18 protein-coding genes are annotated in these 21,189 nt (G+C 62.3%); 2 read left to right on the top strand and 16 right to left on the bottom strand.

Features of this window, described 5'->3' with window-relative positions; all coding sequences use genetic code 11:
• Nucleotides 1-5: 5 nt before the first annotated feature.
• The 10 genes from BUB29_RS02945 to mraZ all read right to left on the bottom strand — a co-directional run bounded on the left by BUB29_RS02945 (nucleotide 6) and on the right by mraZ (nucleotide 11,480).
• A complete protein-coding gene (locus BUB29_RS02945) occupies nucleotides 6-1,175 on the bottom strand; it encodes a UDP-N-acetylglucosamine--N-acetylmuramyl-(pentapeptide) pyrophosphoryl-undecaprenol N-acetylglucosamine transferase (RefSeq protein ID WP_033521911.1) in 1,170 nt (389 codons plus the stop codon).
• 23 nt (nucleotides 1,176-1,198) lie between these two features.
• Complete coding sequence (locus BUB29_RS02940) at nucleotides 1,199-2,335, bottom strand: FtsW/RodA/SpoVE family cell cycle protein (protein ID WP_234356074.1); 1,137 nt, start codon at nucleotides 2,333-2,335, stop codon at nucleotides 1,199-1,201.
• 166 nt (nucleotides 2,336-2,501) lie between these two features.
• On the bottom strand, nucleotides 2,502-3,956 hold the full coding sequence (murD, locus tag BUB29_RS02935; RefSeq protein WP_033521913.1) for a UDP-N-acetylmuramoyl-L-alanine--D-glutamate ligase: 1,455 nt from the start codon (nucleotides 3,954-3,956) through the stop codon (nucleotides 2,502-2,504).
• Between the two features lie 63 nt (nucleotides 3,957-4,019).
• On the bottom strand, nucleotides 4,020-5,126 hold the full coding sequence (gene mraY / locus BUB29_RS02930; protein ID WP_033521915.1) for a phospho-N-acetylmuramoyl-pentapeptide-transferase: 1,107 nt from the start codon (nucleotides 5,124-5,126) through the stop codon (nucleotides 4,020-4,022).
• Nucleotides 5,127-5,186: 60 nt separating this feature from the next.
• Nucleotides 5,187-6,653: a UDP-N-acetylmuramoyl-tripeptide--D-alanyl-D-alanine ligase gene (locus BUB29_RS02925; RefSeq protein ID WP_033522123.1), complete on the bottom strand. Its 1,467-nt coding sequence runs from the start codon at nucleotides 6,651-6,653 to the stop codon at nucleotides 5,187-5,189.
• 105 nt (nucleotides 6,654-6,758) lie between these two features.
• Nucleotides 6,759-7,649, bottom strand: coding sequence for a hypothetical protein (locus BUB29_RS02920; RefSeq protein ID WP_033521919.1), 891 nt, complete (start codon nucleotides 7,647-7,649; stop codon nucleotides 6,759-6,761).
• A gap of 30 nt (nucleotides 7,650-7,679) precedes the next feature.
• Complete coding sequence (locus BUB29_RS02915) at nucleotides 7,680-9,491, bottom strand: peptidoglycan D,D-transpeptidase FtsI family protein (RefSeq protein ID WP_051914825.1); 1,812 nt, start codon at nucleotides 9,489-9,491, stop codon at nucleotides 7,680-7,682.
• Nucleotides 9,488-9,943, bottom strand: a complete 456-nt coding sequence (locus tag BUB29_RS02910; protein WP_033521922.1) for a cell division protein FtsL — start codon at nucleotides 9,941-9,943, stop codon at nucleotides 9,488-9,490. The genes BUB29_RS02915 and BUB29_RS02910 overlap by 4 nt, the downstream gene beginning before the upstream one ends.
• 2 nt (nucleotides 9,944-9,945) lie before the next feature.
• Nucleotides 9,946-11,004 (bottom strand): 16S rRNA (cytosine(1402)-N(4))-methyltransferase RsmH, encoded by a 1,059-nt coding sequence (gene rsmH, locus BUB29_RS02905; protein ID WP_033521925.1) that lies wholly within the window; start codon nucleotides 11,002-11,004, stop codon nucleotides 9,946-9,948.
• A complete protein-coding gene (mraZ, locus tag BUB29_RS02900; protein WP_033522127.1) occupies nucleotides 11,004-11,480 on the bottom strand; it encodes a division/cell wall cluster transcriptional repressor MraZ in 477 nt (158 codons plus the stop codon). The genes rsmH and mraZ overlap by 1 nt, the downstream gene beginning before the upstream one ends.
• Nucleotides 11,481-11,892: 412 nt before the next feature.
• Between mraZ and BUB29_RS02895 the strand changes: the two genes are divergently transcribed.
• Together BUB29_RS02895 and serA are read left to right on the top strand one after the other, a co-directional pair.
• Nucleotides 11,893-14,172: a HelD family protein gene (locus tag BUB29_RS02895; protein ID WP_033521927.1), complete on the top strand. Its 2,280-nt coding sequence runs from the start codon at nucleotides 11,893-11,895 to the stop codon at nucleotides 14,170-14,172.
• A gap of 10 nt (nucleotides 14,173-14,182) precedes the next feature.
• Nucleotides 14,183-15,382, top strand: coding sequence for a phosphoglycerate dehydrogenase (gene serA, locus BUB29_RS02890; protein WP_033521929.1), 1,200 nt, complete (start codon nucleotides 14,183-14,185; stop codon nucleotides 15,380-15,382).
• A gap of 111 nt (nucleotides 15,383-15,493) precedes the next feature.
• Here serA and BUB29_RS02885 read toward each other — a convergent pair whose 3' ends face one another.
• The 6 genes from BUB29_RS02885 to hisB all read right to left on the bottom strand — a co-directional run bounded on the left by BUB29_RS02885 (nucleotide 15,494) and on the right by hisB (nucleotide 21,053).
• Complete coding sequence (locus BUB29_RS02885) at nucleotides 15,494-16,435, bottom strand: hemagglutinin (RefSeq protein ID WP_143155132.1); 942 nt, start codon at nucleotides 16,433-16,435, stop codon at nucleotides 15,494-15,496.
• Nucleotides 16,436-16,609: 174 nt separating this feature from the next.
• Nucleotides 16,610-17,947, bottom strand: coding sequence for a type I glutamate--ammonia ligase (gene glnA / locus BUB29_RS02880; RefSeq protein WP_033521931.1), 1,338 nt, complete (start codon nucleotides 17,945-17,947; stop codon nucleotides 16,610-16,612).
• Between the two features lie 242 nt (nucleotides 17,948-18,189).
• Nucleotides 18,190-18,915, bottom strand: a complete 726-nt coding sequence (gene priA / locus BUB29_RS02875; protein WP_033521933.1) for a bifunctional 1-(5-phosphoribosyl)-5-((5-phosphoribosylamino)methylideneamino)imidazole-4-carboxamide isomerase/phosphoribosylanthranilate isomerase PriA — start codon at nucleotides 18,913-18,915, stop codon at nucleotides 18,190-18,192.
• A 54-nt stretch (nucleotides 18,916-18,969) separates the two neighbouring features.
• Nucleotides 18,970-19,614 (bottom strand): imidazole glycerol phosphate synthase subunit HisH, encoded by a 645-nt coding sequence (hisH, locus tag BUB29_RS02870; protein ID WP_033521935.1) that lies wholly within the window; start codon nucleotides 19,612-19,614, stop codon nucleotides 18,970-18,972.
• 27 nt (nucleotides 19,615-19,641) lie between these two features.
• Nucleotides 19,642-20,454, bottom strand: coding sequence for a hypothetical protein (locus BUB29_RS02865; protein WP_033521937.1), 813 nt, complete (start codon nucleotides 20,452-20,454; stop codon nucleotides 19,642-19,644).
• Nucleotides 20,454-21,053 carry an imidazoleglycerol-phosphate dehydratase HisB gene (gene hisB, locus BUB29_RS02860; protein WP_033521939.1) on the bottom strand — a complete coding sequence of 200 codons (600 nt, stop codon included), beginning with the start codon at nucleotides 21,051-21,053 and terminating at the stop codon, nucleotides 20,454-20,456. Before hisB ends, BUB29_RS02865 begins: the two co-directional genes overlap by 1 nt.
• Nucleotides 21,054-21,189 lie beyond the last annotated feature (136 nt).

Here is a 21,189-nt window from a genome sequence, read left to right as displayed (position 1 = left end):
CCGGTTCAGTCGGCGTGTCCGGCCAGATCGAGGATGCGGCGTGCCATGGTGTCGGCGGCATCGCGGATGCCGTATTCCCAAGCCTTGCTGCCCATCGCCCGCAGTGCCGCCTCATCGGCCAGCATCGCGGGCACATGGTCGCGCACCCATGCCGGGGTCAGGTCGGCATCATTGACCATGACACCGCCACCGGTCTCCACGACAGGCTGCGCGTTGAAACGCTGTTCGCCATTGCCGATGGGCAGCGGCACGTAGACGGCGGGCAGGCCCAGCGCGGTAAGTTCCGCGACGGTTCCCGCGCCGGAACGGCATACAATCAGGTCGGCGCAGGCGAACGCGAGATCGATGCGTTCGAGATATTCGGCCACATGGTAGTCGCCGTTACCCGCGTATTGTGCGCCAAGACCGGTGACATGCCCTTCGCCGGCGTTCACCTCGACCAGTTTGTGAACCTCATCGGCCTTGCCTTTGCCGGTCAGGTGCACGATCTGGGCGACGGCGAGCACATCCTTGGATGCGGCCGCAATCGCACGGTTCAGACTCACCGCACCCAGCGATCCGCCGGTGACGAGCACAAGCGGGCGATCCGGGTCGACGCCGAGTTCCTTCGCGGCTTCCTTACGGGCCGCCGCACGATCGATTTCCAGCTTCGATGCCAACTGCGCGATGACGGGACGCAGCGGCAGGCCGACGCGTTCAATCACACCATCGCCTTTGACGTTCAGACCGGTACCCTCGTACACCACGCCGATAAAATCAGCCCAGCGCGCACCCAGCTTGTTGGCCATGCCCGCGCGCGCGTTCTGCTCGTGGATCACCACGGGAATGCCCATCTTGTGCGCCACGGAGTATGCGGGAGCCGAGGCGTAGCCGCCGAATCCAGCCACCACGTCGGCTTCGCGCCTTTCGAGGATCTCGCGGGTTTTGGCGCATTCCCTCTTCCATTTCATGGGGAATTGGAGCGCGGCCTTGTTGGGTCGTCTTGGGAAGGGCACCTTCTCCACGGTATCGAGTTCGTACCCGGCCGCCGGAACCAGGTCCTTCTCCAATCCGACCGCGGTGCCAAGCACGCTCACCTTGGCATCCGGGTCAAGCCTGATGATGGCGTCGGCGACGGAAAGCAGCGGGTTGACATGTCCGGCGGTGCCTCCGCCTGCAAGAACAATCTTTTTCATAATCTCCGAGCATAGTCCGTGAACTAAACGCGTTGCGATGCGGCCTTGATCTGCGGTTGCTGACGCATCAGGCCCATCGCTACGCCTGATATCATCAGGCACATGATCATGGATGAACCACCTGCCGAAACGAACGGCATGGGCACGCCGAACACCGGGAATACACCGACCACGACGCCGATGTTCACCACGGCCTGACCGACCAGCCATGTGGCGATGCACATCAGGGAGATCGAACTGTAGCTTTGCTTGATCTGGACCGCGCTGAACACCAGACACCAGCCGAGTATCACGAAAATCAGGATCACCATGGCCGCGCCGATGAAACCGGTTTCCTCGCCGATGATGGCGAAGATGAAATCGTTATGCGCCGCGGGCAGGTAATTCCATTTTTCACGGGAATTGCCCAATCCCACGCCGAACAGGCCGCCGGATGCAATGGCGTATTTGGCGTGCATGGACTGGTAGCAGATGTTCTGCATGTCGGCGGCGGTGCACGCCGAGTAGGCGGCGAGAATGCGGTCGCGTCGGTTCTGGCTCGTCATGATCATAATCAGCACGACCGAGCCCAAAGCCCCGACCAGACCCGCCATCCATTTGAGTGGGAATCCGGAGACCATGAACGCGACCACGCCAATGAACACGACAATCATGGCGGTGCCCAGATCCTTGCCACCGAGAATCATGAGCAACAGCAGACCATACACCACGCCGGCCATGCCATATGCTCTGATTCCTCTCGTTTCGTAGCGTTTCTTCGCTACCATCAGCGCGGACGGCAACCAGAGGCACAACGCGAATTTCACGAATTCTGCGGGCTGGATGGTGATGCCCGCCACGGAGATCCAACCATCATTGCCGTACTGACCCACGCCGAGTGAGGTGAAGGTAAGTGCCTGCAGGAACCCGGCGATCACCACGGCCACGAATCCGAAACGCTGGTACAGGGCGATGGGCATTCTTGAACAGACCGTGCCCATGACCAGGCCGATCAGAAAGAACACGAGCTGGCTCAGGGATGAGACAAACGGCGATCTGCCTGCCGCCGCCGCGGATACCGCCGAGCTGGAGAACACCATGATGACACCGAACACGCTCAGCCCGACCACCGACATGATGAACCCGTGATAGCACCACAGCGGGTTGAACAGGCTACTCATGCCGAAATGGCTGCGATTCTGATCGGAGCCGGCCTCCCCCGTGTTCACGGAATGCGCTGCCTTCGACGTGGAGCGCGATACCGTCTTGCCGGTCTGTGTCTTGCCGGATGCCACTTTGCCGGACGATACCGCCCTACGCGACTCCTTCGGCTTGGGTTTCGGCGATTCAATGCGCGCCACGAGCCACCACCCATTGCTTGGCGGCCTGAGCGAATTTGTCCCCGCGATCCGCATACGACTTGAACTGGTCGAAGGACGCGCAGGCAGGGGCCATGAGTACCACATCGCCGGGCTGGGCCATACGTCCTGCCTCCTCGACGGCGCGTTCCATCACCTGTTCCCTCGGGGTGGCTGGGTCGATAACCGCCAGCGGGATGTTCGGAGCCTGTGAGGCGAAGGCCTCGAGCATGGGTGCCTGATCAGTGCCGATGATCACCGCACCTCTCAGCGCGTCGGCCTGGGATGCCACGAGATCCTCGAAACGACTGCCCTTGGCCAGACCGCCGGCGATCCACACCACGCTGCCACGAGCGAAACTGGAGATGGATGCCTTCACTGCGTGAGCGTTGGTCGCCTTGGAATCGTCCACGAAACGGATGGCGTTGCCGTCCGCGCCGGGCTCGGTCGCGGCGACGGTGGCGATGCGATGGCCGCCGGGGGCGAAAGCCTTCAACGCTTCCAAAGCCTTGTCAGTATCCGCACCGAGACCGAGGGCCAGTGCAAGCGCGGTCAGCGCGTCGGCGAGCAGATGCGGGTAGACAGTGCCATCCGGTTCAGTCAGATGGGTGAATTCGTTGACGGGTGCCAAACGGTTCGGTTTTCCTGCCTCACCGGATGCGACACCGCTCATGTCCACGATCCAACCGTCGACGACGCCGATCTGCCCGTCCGTGGGCTCGCCCAGCGTGAAACCGATCCTGCGGCAGCCTTCCGCGGTCTGTGCCTCGTCGGCTTTGGCCGTGACCACGGGATCGTCCGCATTGTAGACCAGTGCGCGCTTGACGTTGTGGAACACCTTGGCCTTGTCGGCGGCATAGTTCTCACGCCCGCCATGCCAGTCGAGATGGTCGTCGGCGATATTGGTGATCGCCGCGCAATCGAGTTCCATGGAATCGGTGAAATGCATCTGGAAGGAGCTGAGCTCCACGCACAGCGCGTCGTGTTCCGGGTTGGTGGCGCATCGGGACAGGCTCATGGCCATGTTGCCGGAGGCGATATTGCCTGCGGTGGGCGCGTCCATGCCGCAGGCGGTCAGCATGGCCGAGGTCATTTCCGTGGTGGAGGTTTTGCCGTTGGTGCCGGTGATGCCGATCCACGGCGCGGGCTTGCCGGTGCGGGCGTTGTCGACGCGCAGTTGCCATGCGAATTCCACTTCGCTCATCACGGGGATGCCGCGCCTGTTCGCTTCGAGGATAAAGGGCGTGCGGGGGTTGAAGACCGGGGATGCCATCACATAGTCGATCTCATCCCAGTTCACCTCGTCGAAGGAGTGCAGGTCCGCTTCCGGTTTCCTTTCATCCACGCCGATGACGCGGGCCCCGCGCTCCGTGAGCACTTCGGCCAGCGAGACCCCGGAGACCCCGAGTCCTGCGATCAGCACTGTTGTATTGGTGAAATCCATTGTTGCTCCTTCAATAACCCCTGTACATACCCTTATGCGCCTACCCGTGTTCGCTGGACCGGCTCAGCCGAACAGCAGTCCGGACCTGGAAGCCCAGTCGCCGTAGAACAGGACAAGGCCGAGCATCACGAACATGAGTTCGATCATCCAGAAACGCACCACGACCTTCGACTCCTGCCAGCCGAGCAGTTCGAAATGATGATGGATCGGCGCCATCTTGAACACGCGCTTGTGCGTCATCTTGAAGTAGCCGACCTGGATCACGTCGCTCATCGCTTCGATGACGAACAGGCCGCCCAGGATGACGGCGAGGACTTCAGTGTGCGTGGCGATGGACAGCGCGGCGAACAGGCCGCCCAGCGCCAGGGAACCGGTGTCGCCCATGAAGATGGATGCGGGATTCGTGTTATACCACAGGAAGCCGAGGCAGGCGACCGCGGCGCATACCGCGATAATGGTCAGGTCAAGCGGGTCGGAGACCGCGTAGGCGAAGCCGCCCCTGTTATCACCCTTGAGATGGTAGCTTTCCCAGAACGCGATGACCGCGTAGCCGACGAAAGCGATCATCGAGGAACCTGCGGCCAGACCGTCCAGGCCGTCGGTCAGGTTCACGGCGTTGCTCCATGCCGCCATAAGGAAGTTCACCCAAATGACGAACAGGATGATGGCCGCCACTCTGCCCGCGAATTCAAAGCTGATGAACGGCTTCTCGACGAAGCTGATGCCTGCCTGGGCGCTGGCGAAACCGGACTTGGTGGGGATCATCAGCGACAGCACCGCGTAGATGGTGGCAAGAACGAACTGGCCGATGAACTTGCCGCGGACGGTAAGGCCTTCGCTCTGCTTTTTGCGTACCTTGGCGAAATCGTCGATGAAGCCGAGCATACCCATGGACAGCATGGCGAACAGCACAAGCAATGCGGAGGGTGACGGCACGTCGCCGCTACGGCAGTACCGGTAGATCGCGCTGGAGAGCCAGCCAAGCAGGATAGCCAGGTTGATGACGACACCGCCCAGCGTGGGGGTGCCGCGCTTGACCAGATGCGACTGCGGACCGTCCTGACGGATGTACTGACCGTAGTGCAGACGGTGCACCAGCCGGATAAGCAGCGGTGTGCCCACGATCGTGACGATGAACGACACCAGGATTCCAATGATGAGCGCAATCACTTAAACGTCTCTTTTCCCTCTGTGTTCCTGTATTTTCCGATTGTCTTCGATGGTTTCCGACTATCGCTCGTCCGCCGACCAACGTTCGGCGAGCGCGCTCAGACCGGAGGCATGCGAGCCTTTCAACAGCACCACCGTACCCGCATGGTCACGGGCGATGCGCGTGATGATGCCGTCGGCCTCGTCGGCGCTGTGAGCCCATGCCACGGTTGCGGCGGTTCCCGCTTCCTTCGCGCCTTCGGCCAGTTCCCCGGCCAAGGCGTCCAGGTCCGCGTCCTTCGCGCTGCCGACCGCGATCACCGCGTCGATGCCGTGCTCCGCGGCATACGCGCCGATGGAACGGTGCAGCCGCTGTTCGTCGCCGCCGAGTTCGAGCATCGCGCCGAGCACCGCCACGCGGTATTGCGCGCCTTCGGACCAGCATGCGAGACCATCCAGTCCGGCGTGCATCGAGTCGGGGTTCGCGTTGAACGAGTCGTCGATCAGGGTGAAGCTCGCGCCGTCTCGTTCAACGGTGGAGACCGCCATACGGTGGGGGCTGATGCGGCGTTGTTCGCCGAGCACGCGGGCGATGTCGTTCAACGGCATGCCCAGCTCGTGCGCCACCATGGATGCCGCCAACGCGTTCATCACGTTGTGGGCGCCGGGGATGGACAGGCTGACCGGAACGGTTTCGCCGTCATCCGTGACCATGGTGAAGGATGCCCTGTCGAATCCGTCGACGGTGATGTCGCGGGCGTGCAGCGTGTCACGTCCGGCGTTGGCCTCGTCGACACCGAAGCGCAGCACCGTGCCAGGCGCCACTGCGGACATGGCTTCCACATGGGCGTCATCGGTGTTCAGCATGGTGATGCCGTCGGGCATCAGGCCGCGCACGATTTCCGTTTTGGCCTGCGCGATATGCTCCACCGAGCCGAATTCACCCAGATGCGCCACGCCGACCTTGAGCACCACGGCGATGTCCGGCGGAGCGATGGTGGTCAGATGCGCGATCTCGCCGAGATGGTTCGCGCCCATTTCGGCCACGAAATAGCGCGTGTGCTCCCCCACGGTCAACGCGGTGAGCGGCAGGCCGATCTCGTTGTTGAAGGAGCCGACCGGCGCGACCGTGGGTGCCATGGTGGACAGCAGCGCCTTCGTCAGATCCTTCGTGGTGGTTTTGCCGACCGAACCGGTGATGCCGATGATGGTGAACGGCTCGCCGCTGGCGCGACGGCGCACGAGGTTGGCTTTGGCGAGATCGCCCAAAGCCTCGACGGTATCGTCCACCACGATCTGCGTCACGTCGGCGTCCGGAACCTCATGGTCCACGATCGCCACGATTGCGCCCTTGGCACCGACTGTCGCCACATAATCGTGGCCGTCGACGCGTTCACCCTTGATTGCGATGAACACGCTGCCGTCCTCCACCTGGCGCGAATCGCTGACGGCATGCAACGCCACGGCACCGTCGGGGATGCCCTGCGGTCCGGCCACGATCCGCCCGGCGACGGCTTCGGCGACCTCATCAATGGTCATCGGCATCATCATGCTTGTCACTTTCAGTTCCTCATCTTTCCGTATTCGTCCGTTCCGGTCCGTACGCCGCCGATGCGGCCCATCCCGTCCCGTAATGTCTTCCGTTTCCGTTCCTTATTTCATTTCCTTCGCCATGCGCAGGGCGCTGCGGATGTTCGTGCGATGCACCCCGGCCGCCAGGACCATGGCGATGGCCAACGACAAACGCTGCTCATCCTCTTGGGACAAGGCTCCCGACGCCTGCCGTGCGAGCGCATCCGATTCGAGGGTACGCACCGTCACCTTGATGGGGTTCTCCGTCTTGAAACCGTATTCCGCCTGCAGACGTTCGATGAATGCCTGATCGGCGTTCACCGGCACGGGTTGCATGGATCCGAGCACGTCCACGTTCACGCCCTGCATGCCGTGCGATGCCACGGTAAGATCGTCGAGCGAAACCGCGACCGCGGCGACGCCATCCTCGCCGCACACCGCCAGCGAGCGCTGCATGTCGAGCATGTTCAGCGGGTAGCTGAGGTTCAGGTTGCGTTCCAGGGAGTATGAGCCGGCGACGCTCAGCATGCCCACAGGGTTGCCGAGCATGTGCAGGAAGCGGGTGAGCTGCGTGACCACTGCGGCGTTCTGGCGTGCCGTGCTGCCGCATACCGCGAATACGGCGAGCATGCTGGAGGGGTTGCCCGCCATGTGGGAGGCGAGCTGGCCCAGCTGCTGCGATGTGGGGTTCGCGAACAGCAGCGGCAGATCGGATTCCTCGACCAGCGTCTCACGCACCGCGGGTGATACGAGCGCGGCGTAGGCTCCGCGGGCTCGCGCATGGTGGAGTTTGTCCACGTCCGCATCGTCGCCCATGATCACCAGGGCGCCGGGAGCCACTGATTCCACATCGTTCGCCAGCGAGGTGATGGTGACGCTGGTGGCGAAGGACGGGACGAGGTCCCATCCGTAATGTTCTGCCAGCTGTCCCAGCGTCATCCGCTGCATGATGGATTCATTTACCGCACTCATATTATGGCCTTCCGCTTCGCATCACACTTGTCACCATTCGACCGGTATGGCATCGGTGCGTGCCGCCGAATTCGGTATGTCGTACTTCTGCATGAGGAATTCACCTATCTTCGCAAACAGCTTACCCGACGTGGTGCCGCCGTACAGGCCGTCCGGATCCTGCATCACCACGGTGACGATGAACCGTGGATTGTCCGCGGGGATGATGCCCGCGAAATCGGCGACGATGGAACTCAGCTTGCCGTCGTCACCCACCACTTCAGCGGTACCGGATTTGACCGCGACACGGTACCCGCTCACGCCGGCCACGTCCTTGTACTCCTCCAACGCCGATTCCATGGCGTTCTTGATCTGGTCGGCGATCTTTTCGTCAAGCACGCGGGTGGCGGACGTATTGAGCTTGCTGACGACCTTGCCGTTCTTGTCGGTCACGGATTTGATCAGCGATTGCTGGCGGTTCACACCCTTGTTCGCGATGACCGAGACGAGTCGGCTCAGCTGGAGGGCGTTCACCGTGTAGCCTTGGCCGAACAGCACGGTGTTCTTGGTACGGCCGTCCCATGCGCTCGGGCTGCTCAGCATGCCACGTGATTCACCGGGAAGGTTCAGCCCGGTGGCCTGGCCGATGCCGAATTTGGTGAGCATCTCGTACCGTTGCTGGTTGCTGAGCTTCTCCGCGGCCATGACCATGCCGGAATTCGAGGAGTTCTGCAGGATGCCGGCCAGCGTCCAATGCTTGTCGGGGTGGTATACGGCATCATGGAACGTCTGCCCGTCCGACGTGTATTCGTAAGGCACGGTGAAATGGTCGTCGATCTTATGCACGCCGTTCTGCAGGATCGCGGCCAGGCCCGGCACCTTGCCGATCGAACCTGGTTCGAAGGTCTGCGTCACGGCGCGTGACGCATTGGCCTTGGCTTCGCTGGAGCCGGCCTGGATGCTGTCGCTGTCCTCCAGCGCGAGGATCTCGCCGGTACGGGCGTCCTCGACCACCGCGATGCCCCACTTGGCGTGGCTTGATGCCGCGCCTTCGCTCAGAACCTTCTTGACGTACCAGTCGACGTCGGAGTCGATGGTGAGCATCACGTCGCTGCCGTCCTGAGCGTTCTTGGTTTCGCTGACCGTTCCGGGGATCACCTGGCCATTGTTGCCGCGCTGGTACACGATGTATCCGTCGGTGCCGCTGAGCTGCTTGTCCAAGGTGAGTTCCAGGCCGGATGCCGCGGTGCCGTCATCGTTCATGCCGCCGAGCAGCGGTCCCAGCAGCGTGTTCTCCGCGTACACGCGCTGGCTGCTCAGCTCGCCGTACACGATGCCGGAGAGATTGAGCTTGTCGATGGCTCGTTTCACCTGCGGGGTGACGTCCTTTTTAAGGATCACGTACTGGTTCGTGCCGTTGAGTTCGGCGCCGAGTTCCATCGCGTCCATTCCCAGTACCGGGGCGAGGAGTCGGGCAACCGCGGCCGCGCCGGTGGCTCCGACCGGTTTGCCATCGATGGAATGGCAGTATTTCAACGCTTTGGCCTGTTTGGTCCCGCAGTCGATTGGAGTGAAGGAGGTGGCCGCGTCCGGCACGCCGATGATGTTGTAGCGTTCCACGCTTTGGGCGAGCACCGTGCCGTTGGAGGCGAGGATGCGCCCGCGTTTGGCGCTGATAGTCACCTTGGAGGTACGGGAGCTGGTAGCGGCCTCGGCGGTGGCCTGACCGTCAAGCAGCTGCACGCAGACCAGCTTCCACAGGCAGATGCTGGCTACGAGCGCCAGCACGACGCCGACCGCGATGCAACGGGTCGCGAAGGCATCGATGCCATGCACCCGCTTCCAGTCGCGAAACCGCTTCATTTCCGCTCCCCGTTGCTCTTGTAACCCTTCAGGTCGATGGATACCGACCCTTGCTGTGGAATCATGCCCATATCGGTTGCCTTCTGCGGCAGGGATGCCTGCAGTTGGTTGAGTTTGGCCTGATCATCCTGCACATCCTGCGTCAGGCTGCTGATGGAAGCCTCCAGGCGCGAGGAGTCGAAGGAATTCTGGATCATCTGGGTGCGCAGCACCAGTGCGCACAACAGCGTGGACACGAGGATCACGACGGCGATGACCACGCGTATCGCCGGAGCCCTGCGGCTGCTGGCCCATGCGATGAAACGGGTGAAGCGGCTCGCTCCGGAACCGTCGCGGTCCGTATCCTTGCCGCCGGACATGACATGCAGTTCCGGTCGCGCCGAGGGACGGATGTCGGGCGATGCCTTCCTCGATGAGGGTTCCGAGGAACGGATCGTACGTGCTGTGGCCATACTCAGATGCCCTCCCCGGTGGAATGTCGGTCGCGTGTCGTCGATGCCTCGGCCTTGTCTGCGAATTGGTGGCGGATATCATCCGGTAGTGGCCTGGTGAGTTCCACCGCGCGCAGGCGCACTGAGGCGGAACGCGGGTTCTGCGCGATCTCCTGCTCGTCGGCTTTGATCGCGCCTCTCGTCAGTTCCTTGAAGAACGGCATCGCCTCGGGCGGCACGATCGGCATGTTCGCGGGCACGCGGGCCGTGAGTCCCTGGGCCATGAAGGATTTGACGGTCTTGTCCTCCAGCGAATGGTAGGACTCGACCACGATGCGACCACCTTTGTTGAGCTTCAGCGCGATCTGCGGGAGTGTACGGGCGAGCTTGTCGAGTTCACCGTTCACCTCGATGCGCAGCGCCTGGAATACGCGCTTGGCGGGATTGCCGGCCGGCCGGTGCGCTTTCGGGATCACCTCGTCCACCAGCTCGTTGAGTTCGGCGGAAGTGGTGAGCGGCCCCTCCTGGGTACGCCATGCCACGATGTGACGCGCGATGGGACGCGCGAAGCGTTCCTCGCCGTACACCTTGAAGATGCGGGCCAGCTCGCGTTCACTGTATTCCGCGAGCACCCGTTCGGCGGTCAGCGATTGGCTGACATCCATGCGCATGTCCAGAGGCGCGTCGTGGGAGTACGAGAAGCCGCGTTCGGTTTCGTCGATCTGCAGGCTGGACAGTCCAAGGTCCATGAACACCGCATCGACATGGCGGATATCGTTGTCCTCCAGGGCGTGCGCGAATTCATCGAAGGGCGCGTGCACCGGGGTGAACCTGTCGGCGAGTCCCTCATCGCGCATGCGTTCGGTCGCCAGTCCCAGCGCCTCGGCATCACGGTCGATGCCGATCAGCCGGGCTTCCGGGGCCGCTTTCAGGAACGCGGTAGCGTGACCGGCGAGGCCGAGCGTGCAGTCGACGATGGTCGGGGCATGCCGACGGGACAGTCCGCCGGTGACGAGGCGCACGCAATCCTCCAGCAATACCGGCTGGTGGATCGTGGAAATGGAACGGTCATCCGTCGTCATCAGAATCCCACCTCCGGCAGCACATCATCGGCGATATCGGCGTAGTTCTGTTCTTTGTCGGCCAAGTATTCTTCCCAAGTCGTTCGGTTCCAGATCTCGGCGCGGGTTCCCACGCCAATCACCACGATGTCGTCCCCAAGGTCGGCGTAATCCCGCAGCATCTGCGGTACGAGCACACGCCCCTGCTTATCCGGGGTCTGATCACTCGCCCCGGACAGGAAGACGCGCAGGTATTCACGTGCGGCCTTGTCGCTCATCGAGGTCCGTTGGATCTGCATGGCGATGCGGCGGAATTCCATGACCGGCAGCAGGTAGATGCAGCGCTCCTGCCCTCTGGCCATGACCAACCCGTTTCCAAGCTGCGAGCGCATTTTCGCAGGCAAAGCCATACGCCCTTTGGCGTCGATTTTCGGAGTGTAGGTTCCCAACAACAGTGGCGGCAATCCCATCATGCCGCCGGCCATATCGTCCATCATGGTGGCGGGCGCGGCTTCGTTCGCTGGTTCTTCGGCCACTGCCCCACCTCCTTCCAGACGATTTTGGGTATACTTCACTCACACACTGTGCCCCACTTTACCCCACCTATCCCCATTTCTCCCCACGGCGTCGCCACTTGAGGGCATTTCAGTGCATAAAAGACACACTTGGCCATGATTCCTTCGCATCGGATGGTGCCTGCGGGCCGCATGCACCACTGCGCCACCTATATATGGTGCGTAAACGGCGCATAGGGGTTGCATATGGTCATGCGCCGCTGCCGCATCATGGCCGTGTCCCGGCGCATTGAACCGACATCGCGGCTCTGCGCCGGCGGCCGAAATGACCTTGGGACGGAGTACATTGGAACGTCTGAGTTTTCACGCATCGTGAGGGGACGGATACTAACTGATGTCGACCTATGCCTCGCAACTTGAGGAAGAACAGCGCGCGGTCAGCCGCGCCTACAACCGACTGGACGCACTGCGCGAGGAGACGAAGCACCGTCTTGACGCGGTCAGGGCCGCCGGCTCGCATGGCTCGCCCACGCAGCGCACCGAACGCGACTCCTTCGCCACCATGTATGAGGATCGTCTCATACAGCTGCGCGGCGTGGAGGATCGGCTGGTCTTCGGACGTCTCGACGATTCGAAGGGCGACCGCCTGTACATCGGGCGTATCGGCCTGACCGACGAACGTCACAACCCCATGCTCATCGACTGGCGTGCCGAAGCCGCACGCCCGTTCTATGAGGCCACGCCGTCGCATCACGGCGACATCGTGATGCGACGCCACATCACCCTGCATTTCCGCGACGTGGTGGCGTTGGAGGATGAGGTCCTGGATGTCCATTCGAAATCCGTGGACGAGGCTTCGACCTCCGGCACGCTCACCGGCGAAGGTGCGCTGCTCGCGTCCCTGAGCTCCCGTCGTACTGGCAAGATGACCGATATCGTCGCCACTATCCAGGGCGAACAGGACAAGATCATCCGTTCCGACATCGGCCGCGCCGTGGTGGTGCAGGGCGGCCCCGGCACAGGCAAGACCGCCGTCGCGCTGCACCGCGCCGCCTACCTGCTGTACACGCATCGCCGCACGCTGTCCAGATCGGGCGTGCTCGTCGTCGGCCCGAGCCCCGCGTTCCTGCACTACATCGACCAGGTGCTGCCGTCGCTTGGTGAAACCGGTGTGGTGAGCCGCACCATCGCCGACCTCATCCCCGGCGTGATGGCAACCGCCGTCGATACGCCGCAGGTTGCCTATCTCAAGGGCGAGCGCCGTATGGCCAACGCGATCCGCAATGCCGTCGCCGACCGCGAGCGCATCCCCTCGAACCTGCCGGTCGTGCATATCAACGGCATTGACGTGCCCATGCTGCCCGCCGACATCGAACAGGCGCTGGGCGACGCACGTCGCACGCATCAGCCGCATAACAAGGCCCGTGAGACGTTCGTCAAGTCCATGCTGTCGGCCATGCGCATGCGCTACGAGGAGCAGCTGGATTACACGCCCGATCAGGACGAGCTCTACCGCACCGTGTCGCTGCTGCGCATGAACGATAAGGTACGCGTGACGTTGAATCTGGCCTGGCTGCCGATGACCGGCCAATGGCTGCTCGACGACATGTTCTCCAAGCCGCACAAGCTGCGCCGCTACGCCCCGTGGCTGAGCGACGAGCAGGTGAAGGCGCTGACCCGCCCGAAAGGCTCCCCGCTCACCCGTTCCGACATCGCGCTGTTGGACGAGGCCATGGAACTGCTGGGCGAGGACCCGAAGCTGGCCGCGAAGCGCGAACGCCTGAAGGCGAAGCATGACGAGGAAATCCAGTTCGCCAAGGATACGCTCGCGCAGAACGGCATCGGCAACGGCATCGTCACCTCCCAGATGCTGCTGGACAACATCAACGGCTCCTCCCCCGAAGACACAGCCCAGCGTGCGGCCAACGACCGCGAATGGACGTACGGCCATATCGTGGTGGATGAGGCGCAGGAACTCACCGCCATGGACTGGCGCATGCTCATGCGCCGTTGCCCGTCGCGCTCGTTCACCATCGTGGGCGACGTGGCGCAAACCTCGGCCCTGGGCGGCACCCGATCCTGGGCGAAGACCATGGACCGCCTGTTCGGCCACGGCCACTGGGACGTGAACGAACTGACCATCGACTACCGCAACCCGCAGGAAGTCTCCCGTCTCGCCTCCAATTTCGCTGCCAAGCAAGGCCTGTACATCTCCACCGTGCACGCCGTGCGCGGCATTCCGGATTCGGTCGAACGCGTCACCGTGGAGGATCGCGATGCGCTGTTCGGCGCCGTCGCCCGCGAAACCGTGAAACTGGCCCGCGAATTCGTCGCGCAGGACGGCACCGGCCGTGTCGCCGTAATCGGCCCGAACCAGCTGCTCGACCAGTTGGAGTCCAGTGTGTATGCCGAGGTGGAACGCGAATTCGGCGCCGAGGAAGCACACCGTCTGCGCTCGCAGGATTCCTGGGACCGCCAGATCATGGTGAGCGACACCGAAACGGTGAAGGGGCTCGAATATGATGCGGTCGTAGTGGTCGAACCGGCGCTGATCGATCAGGAGGCTCCGAGCCGTCTGGTCTCCGCCGCCGACCTGTATGTGGCGATGACGCGACCGACCCAGCGTCTGGCCATTGTTCGGACATTGCTGGACGAACACGAACTCGAACTCTAAGGTGGGTATCATGCCTCAAGCACTGTTACTGGAAAACATCCATCCCGACGCGGCCAAGTCGCTGCGTGATCACGGTTTCACCGTCACCACCATGAAGGGCGCCTTGAGCGAGGACGAGCTCATCGAAGCGCTCGACGGCGTCGACCTGCTCGGCGTGAGATCCAAGACGACCGTCACCCGCAAAGTGATCGACGCGCGTCCGAACCTCAGCGCCGTCGGATGCTTCTGCATCGGCACCAATCAGGTCGATCTCGAGTATGCGGGCGCACATGGCATCGCCGTGTTCAATGCCCCGTATTCCAACACCCGTTCCGTGGTGGAGCTCGTCATCGGCGACATCATCTGCCTGCTGCGTCGCATCCCCGCGCACACGCATCATATGAAGCACGGCATGTGGGATAAGTCCGCCACCGGCTCCCACGAGGTCCGCGGTAAGACCTTGGGCATCATCGGCTATGGCAACATCGGCTCGCAGCTGTCCGTACTGGCCGAGGCGCTCGGCATGCGCGTGGTGTTCTATGATCTGGAGGAGAAGCTCGCCTTGGGCAACGCGCATCGTTGCGAGACCCTGAATGAACTGCTCGAACAGTCCGACATCGTGACTCTCCATGTGGACGGCCGCAAGTCCAACACCGGCTTCTTCGGCGAGGATCAGTTCGCCCATATGAAGCAGGATTCCATCTTCCTGAACCTGTCGCGTGGTTTCGTGGCCGATCTGGGCGCGTTGAAGCAGCATCTGGATTCCGGCCATATCGCCGGCGCCGCGGTGGACGTGTTCCCGATCGAACCGAAGAAGAGCGGCGACCCGTTCGAAACCGCGCTGGCCAACGAGGACAACATGATCCTGACCCCGCATATCGGCGGTTCCACGCTGGAGGCACAGGAGTCCATCGGCCATTTCGTCTCGCAGCGTCTTGAGGATTACTGGGAGAAGGGCTCCACGTCCCTTTCGGTGAACATGCCGCAGATCAATCTGGGCGACAACCGCGGCGTGGCCCGCATCGCGCACCTGCATTCGAATCTGCCCGGCGTGCTGGCCCGCGTGAACCATGTGCTTGGCGAGGAGAACATCAACATCGCCGCGCAGGCGCTCAGCACCGAGGGCGAACTCGGCTATGTGGTCACCGACGTGGCCCAGCGTCCGAGCCGTGAAACGCTGGAGGCACTTCGTTCCATCGAAGGCACCATTCGTATGCGCGTGATCAGCTGACGCACCGCATCCGCCTTCAAGGAAGGGCCGTTCCCGCTGCACTTGCAAGCGGGAACGGCCCTTTCTGGTATTCGGCCCGTCACGGATGGCCAACAGTCAGTCGGCAGACGATCAGTTGCGCGGATTGCCGAACCAGTAATTGTAGATGTTCGAGAAGTTGCGATTGCCGTAGGTGGAACAGGCATCGCCCTCCCCGTCCCCGGCTTCGAGCGCCGCCTTATTGGGCTGGTACGGCGTGTAGATGTACAGCAGCGCGGTCGCCTTGTTGCGGATATAGACGTCCGCGGAACCGCAATTCTTGTCCGGATTGTACAGGATCGGCGTCAGTTTGCCCGACTGGTACGCATAGTCGCCTTCATGCCTCACGTAGTACTGGTATCGTTTCGCCGCGCCGAACATCTGCCTGAAGAATCCGGCATACTGCGGATCGCAGCTGTCATCGTCAGGGCAGCTCAATCCCATGGCCGATTTGAGCTGGAAGTCGTTCGGCTCCGTCGCCGTGACAAGATGCTGCTCCTTCTGCAGCACGGTGAGCAACACCTTCTGGCTCACCTTGCATGCCCGACCGGATTTCTCAATGATCGCGGCGGCGCGCTCCTGCTTCGCTCCCTTGTATTCGCCGCACAGCTCGTCGGCTTTCTGGGTTGTCGTATCAAATCGCATCGTGGCTATGGCACCGCCCTTGGAATCGAGGAACGATTGGATTTCGGCCTCGCTCATGGCATTGCCATTGAAGAACTGACCGTCGGAGATGATGTTGCCCGGATCGAAATTGTACTGTTGCGACAGTTCCAGCTGCCGCGCCTCGGCCGCCTGCAGATCGTTGTACCAACGCAGGAAGTACACCAGTCCCGTCACCAGCGCGATCACGCAGATCGTGGTGATCGTGCCGATGGAGATGATCTTGAACCGTGTGGCGAAGCTGGCACGTCGCCAACGTTGCGACAACGTGACTTTCTTCCTGCGTTTACGGGCGTTGGACACGGGATTGCGGTTGGATGCCGGCTTGTGGACCGGCGCATCGCCGCTTTTCTTCCTACGTGTATCTGACATCCACTCCACCTTCGCACAGGTCGGTCGATTCGCAAGGCACTTGGTCGATTCGGAACCGAATAATCACAAAACGGGAAACCCCTGAACGAGGTTTCCCGTAACGGTGTTTCCAAGAGAACCGTTCCGAACGGATACCGGCCTTCCGCCGGACCGAACGGCACGGACCTTGGGGTTTCAGAGCTTCGGCAGATATTTCTTCAGCTCGAACGGCGTGACCTGACGGTTGTATTCGTGCCATTCCTGACGCTTGTTGGCCAGGAAGTACTCGAATGCATGCTCACCCAGCACGTCGGCCACGAAGTCGGACTTCTCCATGATCTCCAACGCCTCGCCAAGCGATGTGGGCAGCGGTTCGATGCCCATGGCCTGACGTTCGGCGTCGGTGAACTCCCACACATCATCACTGGTGGGCTCACCCAAGGTCATCTGCTTGTCGATGCCGTCAAGGCCGGCTGCCAGCAGCCCCGAATACGCGAGGTACGGGTTGGCGACCGGGTCGAGCGCACGGAACTCCATGCGGGCGGAATTGCCCTTGCCTGGCTTGTACTGCGGGATGCGCAACAACGCGGAACGATTGTTATGACCCCAGCAGATGTAGCTCGGAGCCTCGTTGCCGCCCCACAGGCGCTTGTACGAGTTCACGTACTGGTCGGTCACCGCGCAGATCTCGGCCGCATGGGCGAGAATGCCCGCGGCGAACTGGCGTGCGGTGAGCGACATGTTGAATTCCTGACCGGCCTCGTAGAAGGCGTTGGAATCACCTTCGAACAGGCTCAGATGCGTGTGCATGCCGGAGCCGGGCGCGTCGGCGAGAGGCTTGGGCATGAAGCTGGCGTGGATGCCGCGCTCCAGCGAAATCTCCTTGACGACGGTGCGGAACGTCATGATGTTGTCGGCCGTGGTGAGCGCGTCCGCATAGCGCAGATCGATCTCATTCTGGCCTGGACCTCCCTCGTGATGGGAGTATTCCACCGAAATGCCCATCTGTTCGAGCATGTTCACGGTGGCACGGCGGAAGTCCATGCCGGGGCTGCGCGGCACATGGTCGAAGTAGCCGCCTTCGTCGATGGGCTTGGGGGTCTGGGACCAGTCGTCCTGGCTTTCGAACAGGTAGAATTCGATCTCCGGGTGCACGTAGAAGGTGAAACCCTTCTCCTTCGCCTTCGCGAGCGCCCGCTTGAGCACATGGCGCGGGTCGCCGAGACTCGGCTCACCGTCGGGGGTCAGCACATCGCAGAACATGCGTGCGGTGCCTTGGGGGCCTCCTCGCCACGGCAGAATCTGGAACGTTGAGGGGTCGGGCTTGACGATCATGTCGTCCTCGGAGACACGAGTCATGCCTTCGATGGCCGATCCGTCGAATCCAAGTCCCTCCTCGAAGGCCGCTTCAAGTTCCGCGGGGGCGATGGCCACCGATTTCAATGTACCCAACACGTCGGTGAACCATAGACGAATGAAGCGCACGTCGCGTTCTTCGACCGTGCGCAGAGCAAACTCCTGCTGCTTATCCATAACATCCCATCGTTCCATGCGCGTGTTACGAACATCGTTAACACAAGTCGTGCATCCGTACCCGGTTCGGATTGTGACGGCACCGTATCGGGAAAACGCAGACGGCGACCCACCATGCCGGAAAACACCGGAGAATATCAGAGACATCCCTCGAATCAGCATATGGAAAGGCGCGTTCCCAAGCCATGAGTCATGGTTCGGGAACGCGCCTTGTCCGATATCCGATATGATATGCGCCGCGCTCAGCGGGAGACCTCCAACGCCTCCTCAAGGGTGAACGCACGGGCGTACAGCGACTTGCCGAGGATGGCGGAGTCGACGCCGAGTTCGGCTAGCCGCTTGATATTGCGCAGGTCGTCGAGCTTCGAAATACCACCGGATGCGGTGACCTTGGCGTTGGTGCGTTCGACGACCTCACGCAGCAGGTCGATGTTCGGCCCGCTCATCATGCCGTCGCGGGCGACGTCGGTGACCACGTAACGGGAGCAGCCGACGGAGTCGAGGAACGCCATGGTTTCGAACAAGTCGCCGCCTTCCTTCACCCAACCGCGTGCGGCGAGCGTATGGCCACGCACGTCAAGGCCGACAGCCACGCGGTCGCCGTACTTCTCGATCACGGATGCGGTCCAATCCGGGTTCTCCAAGGCCGCGGTGCCGATGTTCACGCGGGCGGCGCCAGCCTCCAGCGCGGATTCAAGCGAAGCGTCGTCACGCACGCCGCCGGACATCTCGATGTTCACCTTGTCGCCCAGTTCCTGGACGATGGCGCGCAGCTGGGCACGGTTGTCACCGGTGCCGAACGCGGCGTCGAGGTCGACCAGATGGATCCACTGCGCACCGGATTCAACCCATGTGCGGGCCGCTTCCAACGGCGAACCGTAATCGGTTTCGGATCCGGATTCACCCTGACGCAGACGCACGGCCTTGCCGTCGCGCACATCCACTGCGGGCAGAAGGGTAAGTGGCATGGTTCTCTCCTTATATTGCGATTCGTGGCTTTACGTGTTTCGATGCCGTCCGGTTCAGAACGTCGCGATCCAGTTCTCCAACAGCTGGGCGCCGGCGTCGCCGGACTTCTCGGGGTGGAACTGGGTGGCGAACAGGGGGCCGCGCTCATACGCGGCGACGAAACGGCTGCGACCGTACTCGCACCAGGTCACCTGCTGATGGGCGCTGATGTCGATGCCAGACTTGCTCAGGTCGAGTTCGCGGGCCTCATGGGCGGCGCAGGAGTGCACGAAATAGAAACGCTCATCCTCGATGCCCTTGAGCAGCTGCGACCCCTCGGGGGCTTCGACGGTATCCCAACCCATATGCGGCACCACGTCGGCGTCCAGCGGATCGACGCTGCCGCCGATCAGGCCGATGCCGGGAGCGTCAGCGCCGTGTTCGCGGCCAAGCTCGAACATCACCTGCTCGCCGACGCACACACCGAGCACCGGTCGCCCGGCGCGCAGACGGTCCAGAATCACCCTGTCGCCGTCAACCGTCTTCAGGCCTTCCATGCATGCGGCGAACGCGCCGACGCCGGGCACGACCAGACCGTCCGCCTCAAGGGCCTGACGGTAGTCGGAGGTCAGCGTGGTGTCGACGCCCAGACGCGCCATGGCACGGACCATGGAACGTACATTGCCGAAACCGTAATCGAATACAACTGCCGTGGTCATTGTCTTTCCCTGTCTCTTGCTGTCTCGCTATTCGATGCTCGCACCGGGAACGGATCCGCCCCGGCCCGGACGCGTGTGCTTGGCGATCACCTGCATGGCCGAAGCATGGTCGAAGCTTCCCGAATCGATGACCTCGAATCCTTGTTCCTTGAGCTGGCCCACGGTGGTGATGCCCAGCATCAGATCCTCCACGAAACGCGGCGTGGAATTGAACAGAATGGGTGGAGCCATCGTCGGACCGGCCTTGCCGCCGGCGTACATGGTGATTTCGAGTTTGTCGGCGCGGTTCACGCCCAGCACCACCGACATGCCTGCGACCACGGTGGTGATGTCCTTGGCTGCGGCTTCCGGGGAGTCCCCATCGAGGTTGCGCAGCACGGCGACGGCACCCTGATTCGACCCTATGCAGTCGGCCGAAATGTCGGACAGCTGGCAGAATGCGGCCAGCAGTTCCGCCGAGGCGATACCGGTGATTAGCGCGGCACGCTTTGCCTTGTTGCCGAGCAGTCCGGCCAGTTCATCCTCGAATCCCACGGACGGGTCGATTTCGGAAGCATCGTCGGGAATGGTGATGGAATCGATGTCATCAAAGCCTTCGATGCCATCATCGGCCCCGTTCACGCCGTTGCTGGCGGCGGCGGAACCGGAGGAATCCCCGGAACCGGAAACATCGGAGGTTCCGGAGGCCCTGCCGTCGGATTCACCCGATCCGGTCAGCTCATCCGCGGATTGCGCGAATTCCCATTCGAAATCGGACATGGCCGCATCGAGTTCCTCGTCGGAGAACAAGGAGTCGTCCGGGTCGAAGTCCTTCCCGTTATCGTTCGGATTATCGGCCATCACAGTGCGCCCTTGGTGCTGGGAACACCGTCCACGCGAGGATCGGGCTCGATGGCGAAACGCAGCGCACGCGCCAACGCCTTGAACTCCGCTTCGGCGATATGATGCGGATCACGGCCGGACAGCACCTGCATATGCAGGCAGATGCCCGCATGCATCGCAATGGATTCCATCACATGACGTACCAGCGAACCGGTGAAATGCCCGCCGATCATGCAGTACTCGAAACCTTCCGGCTCGCCGGAGCACACGCAGTACGGGCGCCCGGAGATATCGACCACAGCCTTGGCGAGCGCCTCGTCCAGCGGCACGGTGGCGTCGGCGAAACGACGGATGCCACGCTTGTCGCCCAGCGCCTGCCTTAACGCCTCGCCGAACACGATCGCCGTGTCCTCCACGGTGTGATGCACGTCGATATCGGTGTCGCCGTGGGCATGGATGGTCAGGTCGATGAGCGAATGCTTGCCCAAGGCGGTCATCATATGGTTGTAGAACGGCACGGAAGTATCGATGTCGGTCTTACCGGTGCCGTCGAGATTGAGTTCAAGTTCGATATGTGATTCGCTGGTTTCGCGAACGATGCGCGCGGTTCTTGCCATGTTGCGCTCCTTACGGCATTGTGTCTCTGTCTGTTCGCATGCGTCCATGTGCCACACGCGCATGCCTCGATTCTGTTCGCCTGGATATGCGCACGATTGTAAGGTGCACATATCCGCCGGCGCGGGGCGCAGGAAG

Origin of the sequence: Bifidobacterium merycicum DSM 6492 (assembly GCF_900129045.1) — a bacterium.
Lineage (GTDB): Bacteria > Actinomycetota > Actinomycetes > Actinomycetales > Bifidobacteriaceae > Bifidobacterium > Bifidobacterium merycicum.
Note: the sequence above shows the minus strand (reverse complement) of the source record. Positions and strands in the feature narration are given on the sequence as shown.

Coding starts and splice junctions, on each gene's coding strand:
- BUB29_RS02945 (WP_033521911.1), bottom strand. CDS start 1,175: ATGAAAAAGATTGTTCTTGCAGGCGGAGGCACCGCCGGACATGTCAAC.
- BUB29_RS02940 (WP_234356074.1), bottom strand. CDS start 2,335: ATGAGTAGCCTGTTCAACCCGCTGTGGTGCTATCACGGGTTCATCATG.
- murD (WP_033521913.1), bottom strand. CDS start 3,956: ATGGATTTCACCAATACAACAGTGCTGATCGCAGGACTCGGGGTCTCC.
- BUB29_RS02925 (WP_033522123.1), bottom strand. CDS start 6,653: ATGATGCCGATGACCATTGATGAGGTCGCCGAAGCCGTCGCCGGGCGG.
- BUB29_RS02920 (WP_033521919.1), bottom strand. CDS start 7,649: ATGAGTGCGGTAAATGAATCCATCATGCAGCGGATGACGCTGGGACAG.
- BUB29_RS02915 (WP_051914825.1), bottom strand. CDS start 9,491: ATGAAGCGGTTTCGCGACTGGAAGCGGGTGCATGGCATCGATGCCTTC.
- BUB29_RS02910 (WP_033521922.1), bottom strand. CDS start 9,943: ATGGCCACAGCACGTACGATCCGTTCCTCGGAACCCTCATCGAGGAAG.
- rsmH (WP_033521925.1), bottom strand. CDS start 11,004: ATGACGACGGATGACCGTTCCATTTCCACGATCCACCAGCCGGTATTG.
- mraZ (WP_033522127.1), bottom strand. CDS start 11,480: ATGATGGACGATATGGCCGGCGGCATGATGGGATTGCCGCCACTGTTG.
- BUB29_RS02895 (WP_033521927.1), top strand. CDS start 11,893: ATGTCGACCTATGCCTCGCAACTTGAGGAAGAACAGCGCGCGGTCAGC.
- serA (WP_033521929.1), top strand. CDS start 14,183: ATGCCTCAAGCACTGTTACTGGAAAACATCCATCCCGACGCGGCCAAG.
- BUB29_RS02885 (WP_143155132.1), bottom strand. CDS start 16,435: ATGTCAGATACACGTAGGAAGAAAAGCGGCGATGCGCCGGTCCACAAG.
- glnA (WP_033521931.1), bottom strand. CDS start 17,947: ATGGATAAGCAGCAGGAGTTTGCTCTGCGCACGGTCGAAGAACGCGAC.
- priA (WP_033521933.1), bottom strand. CDS start 18,915: ATGCCACTTACCCTTCTGCCCGCAGTGGATGTGCGCGACGGCAAGGCC.
- hisH (WP_033521935.1), bottom strand. CDS start 19,614: ATGACCACGGCAGTTGTATTCGATTACGGTTTCGGCAATGTACGTTCC.
- BUB29_RS02865 (WP_033521937.1), bottom strand. CDS start 20,454: ATGGCCGATAATCCGAACGATAACGGGAAGGACTTCGACCCGGACGAC.
- hisB (WP_033521939.1), bottom strand. CDS start 21,053: ATGGCAAGAACCGCGCGCATCGTTCGCGAAACCAGCGAATCACATATC.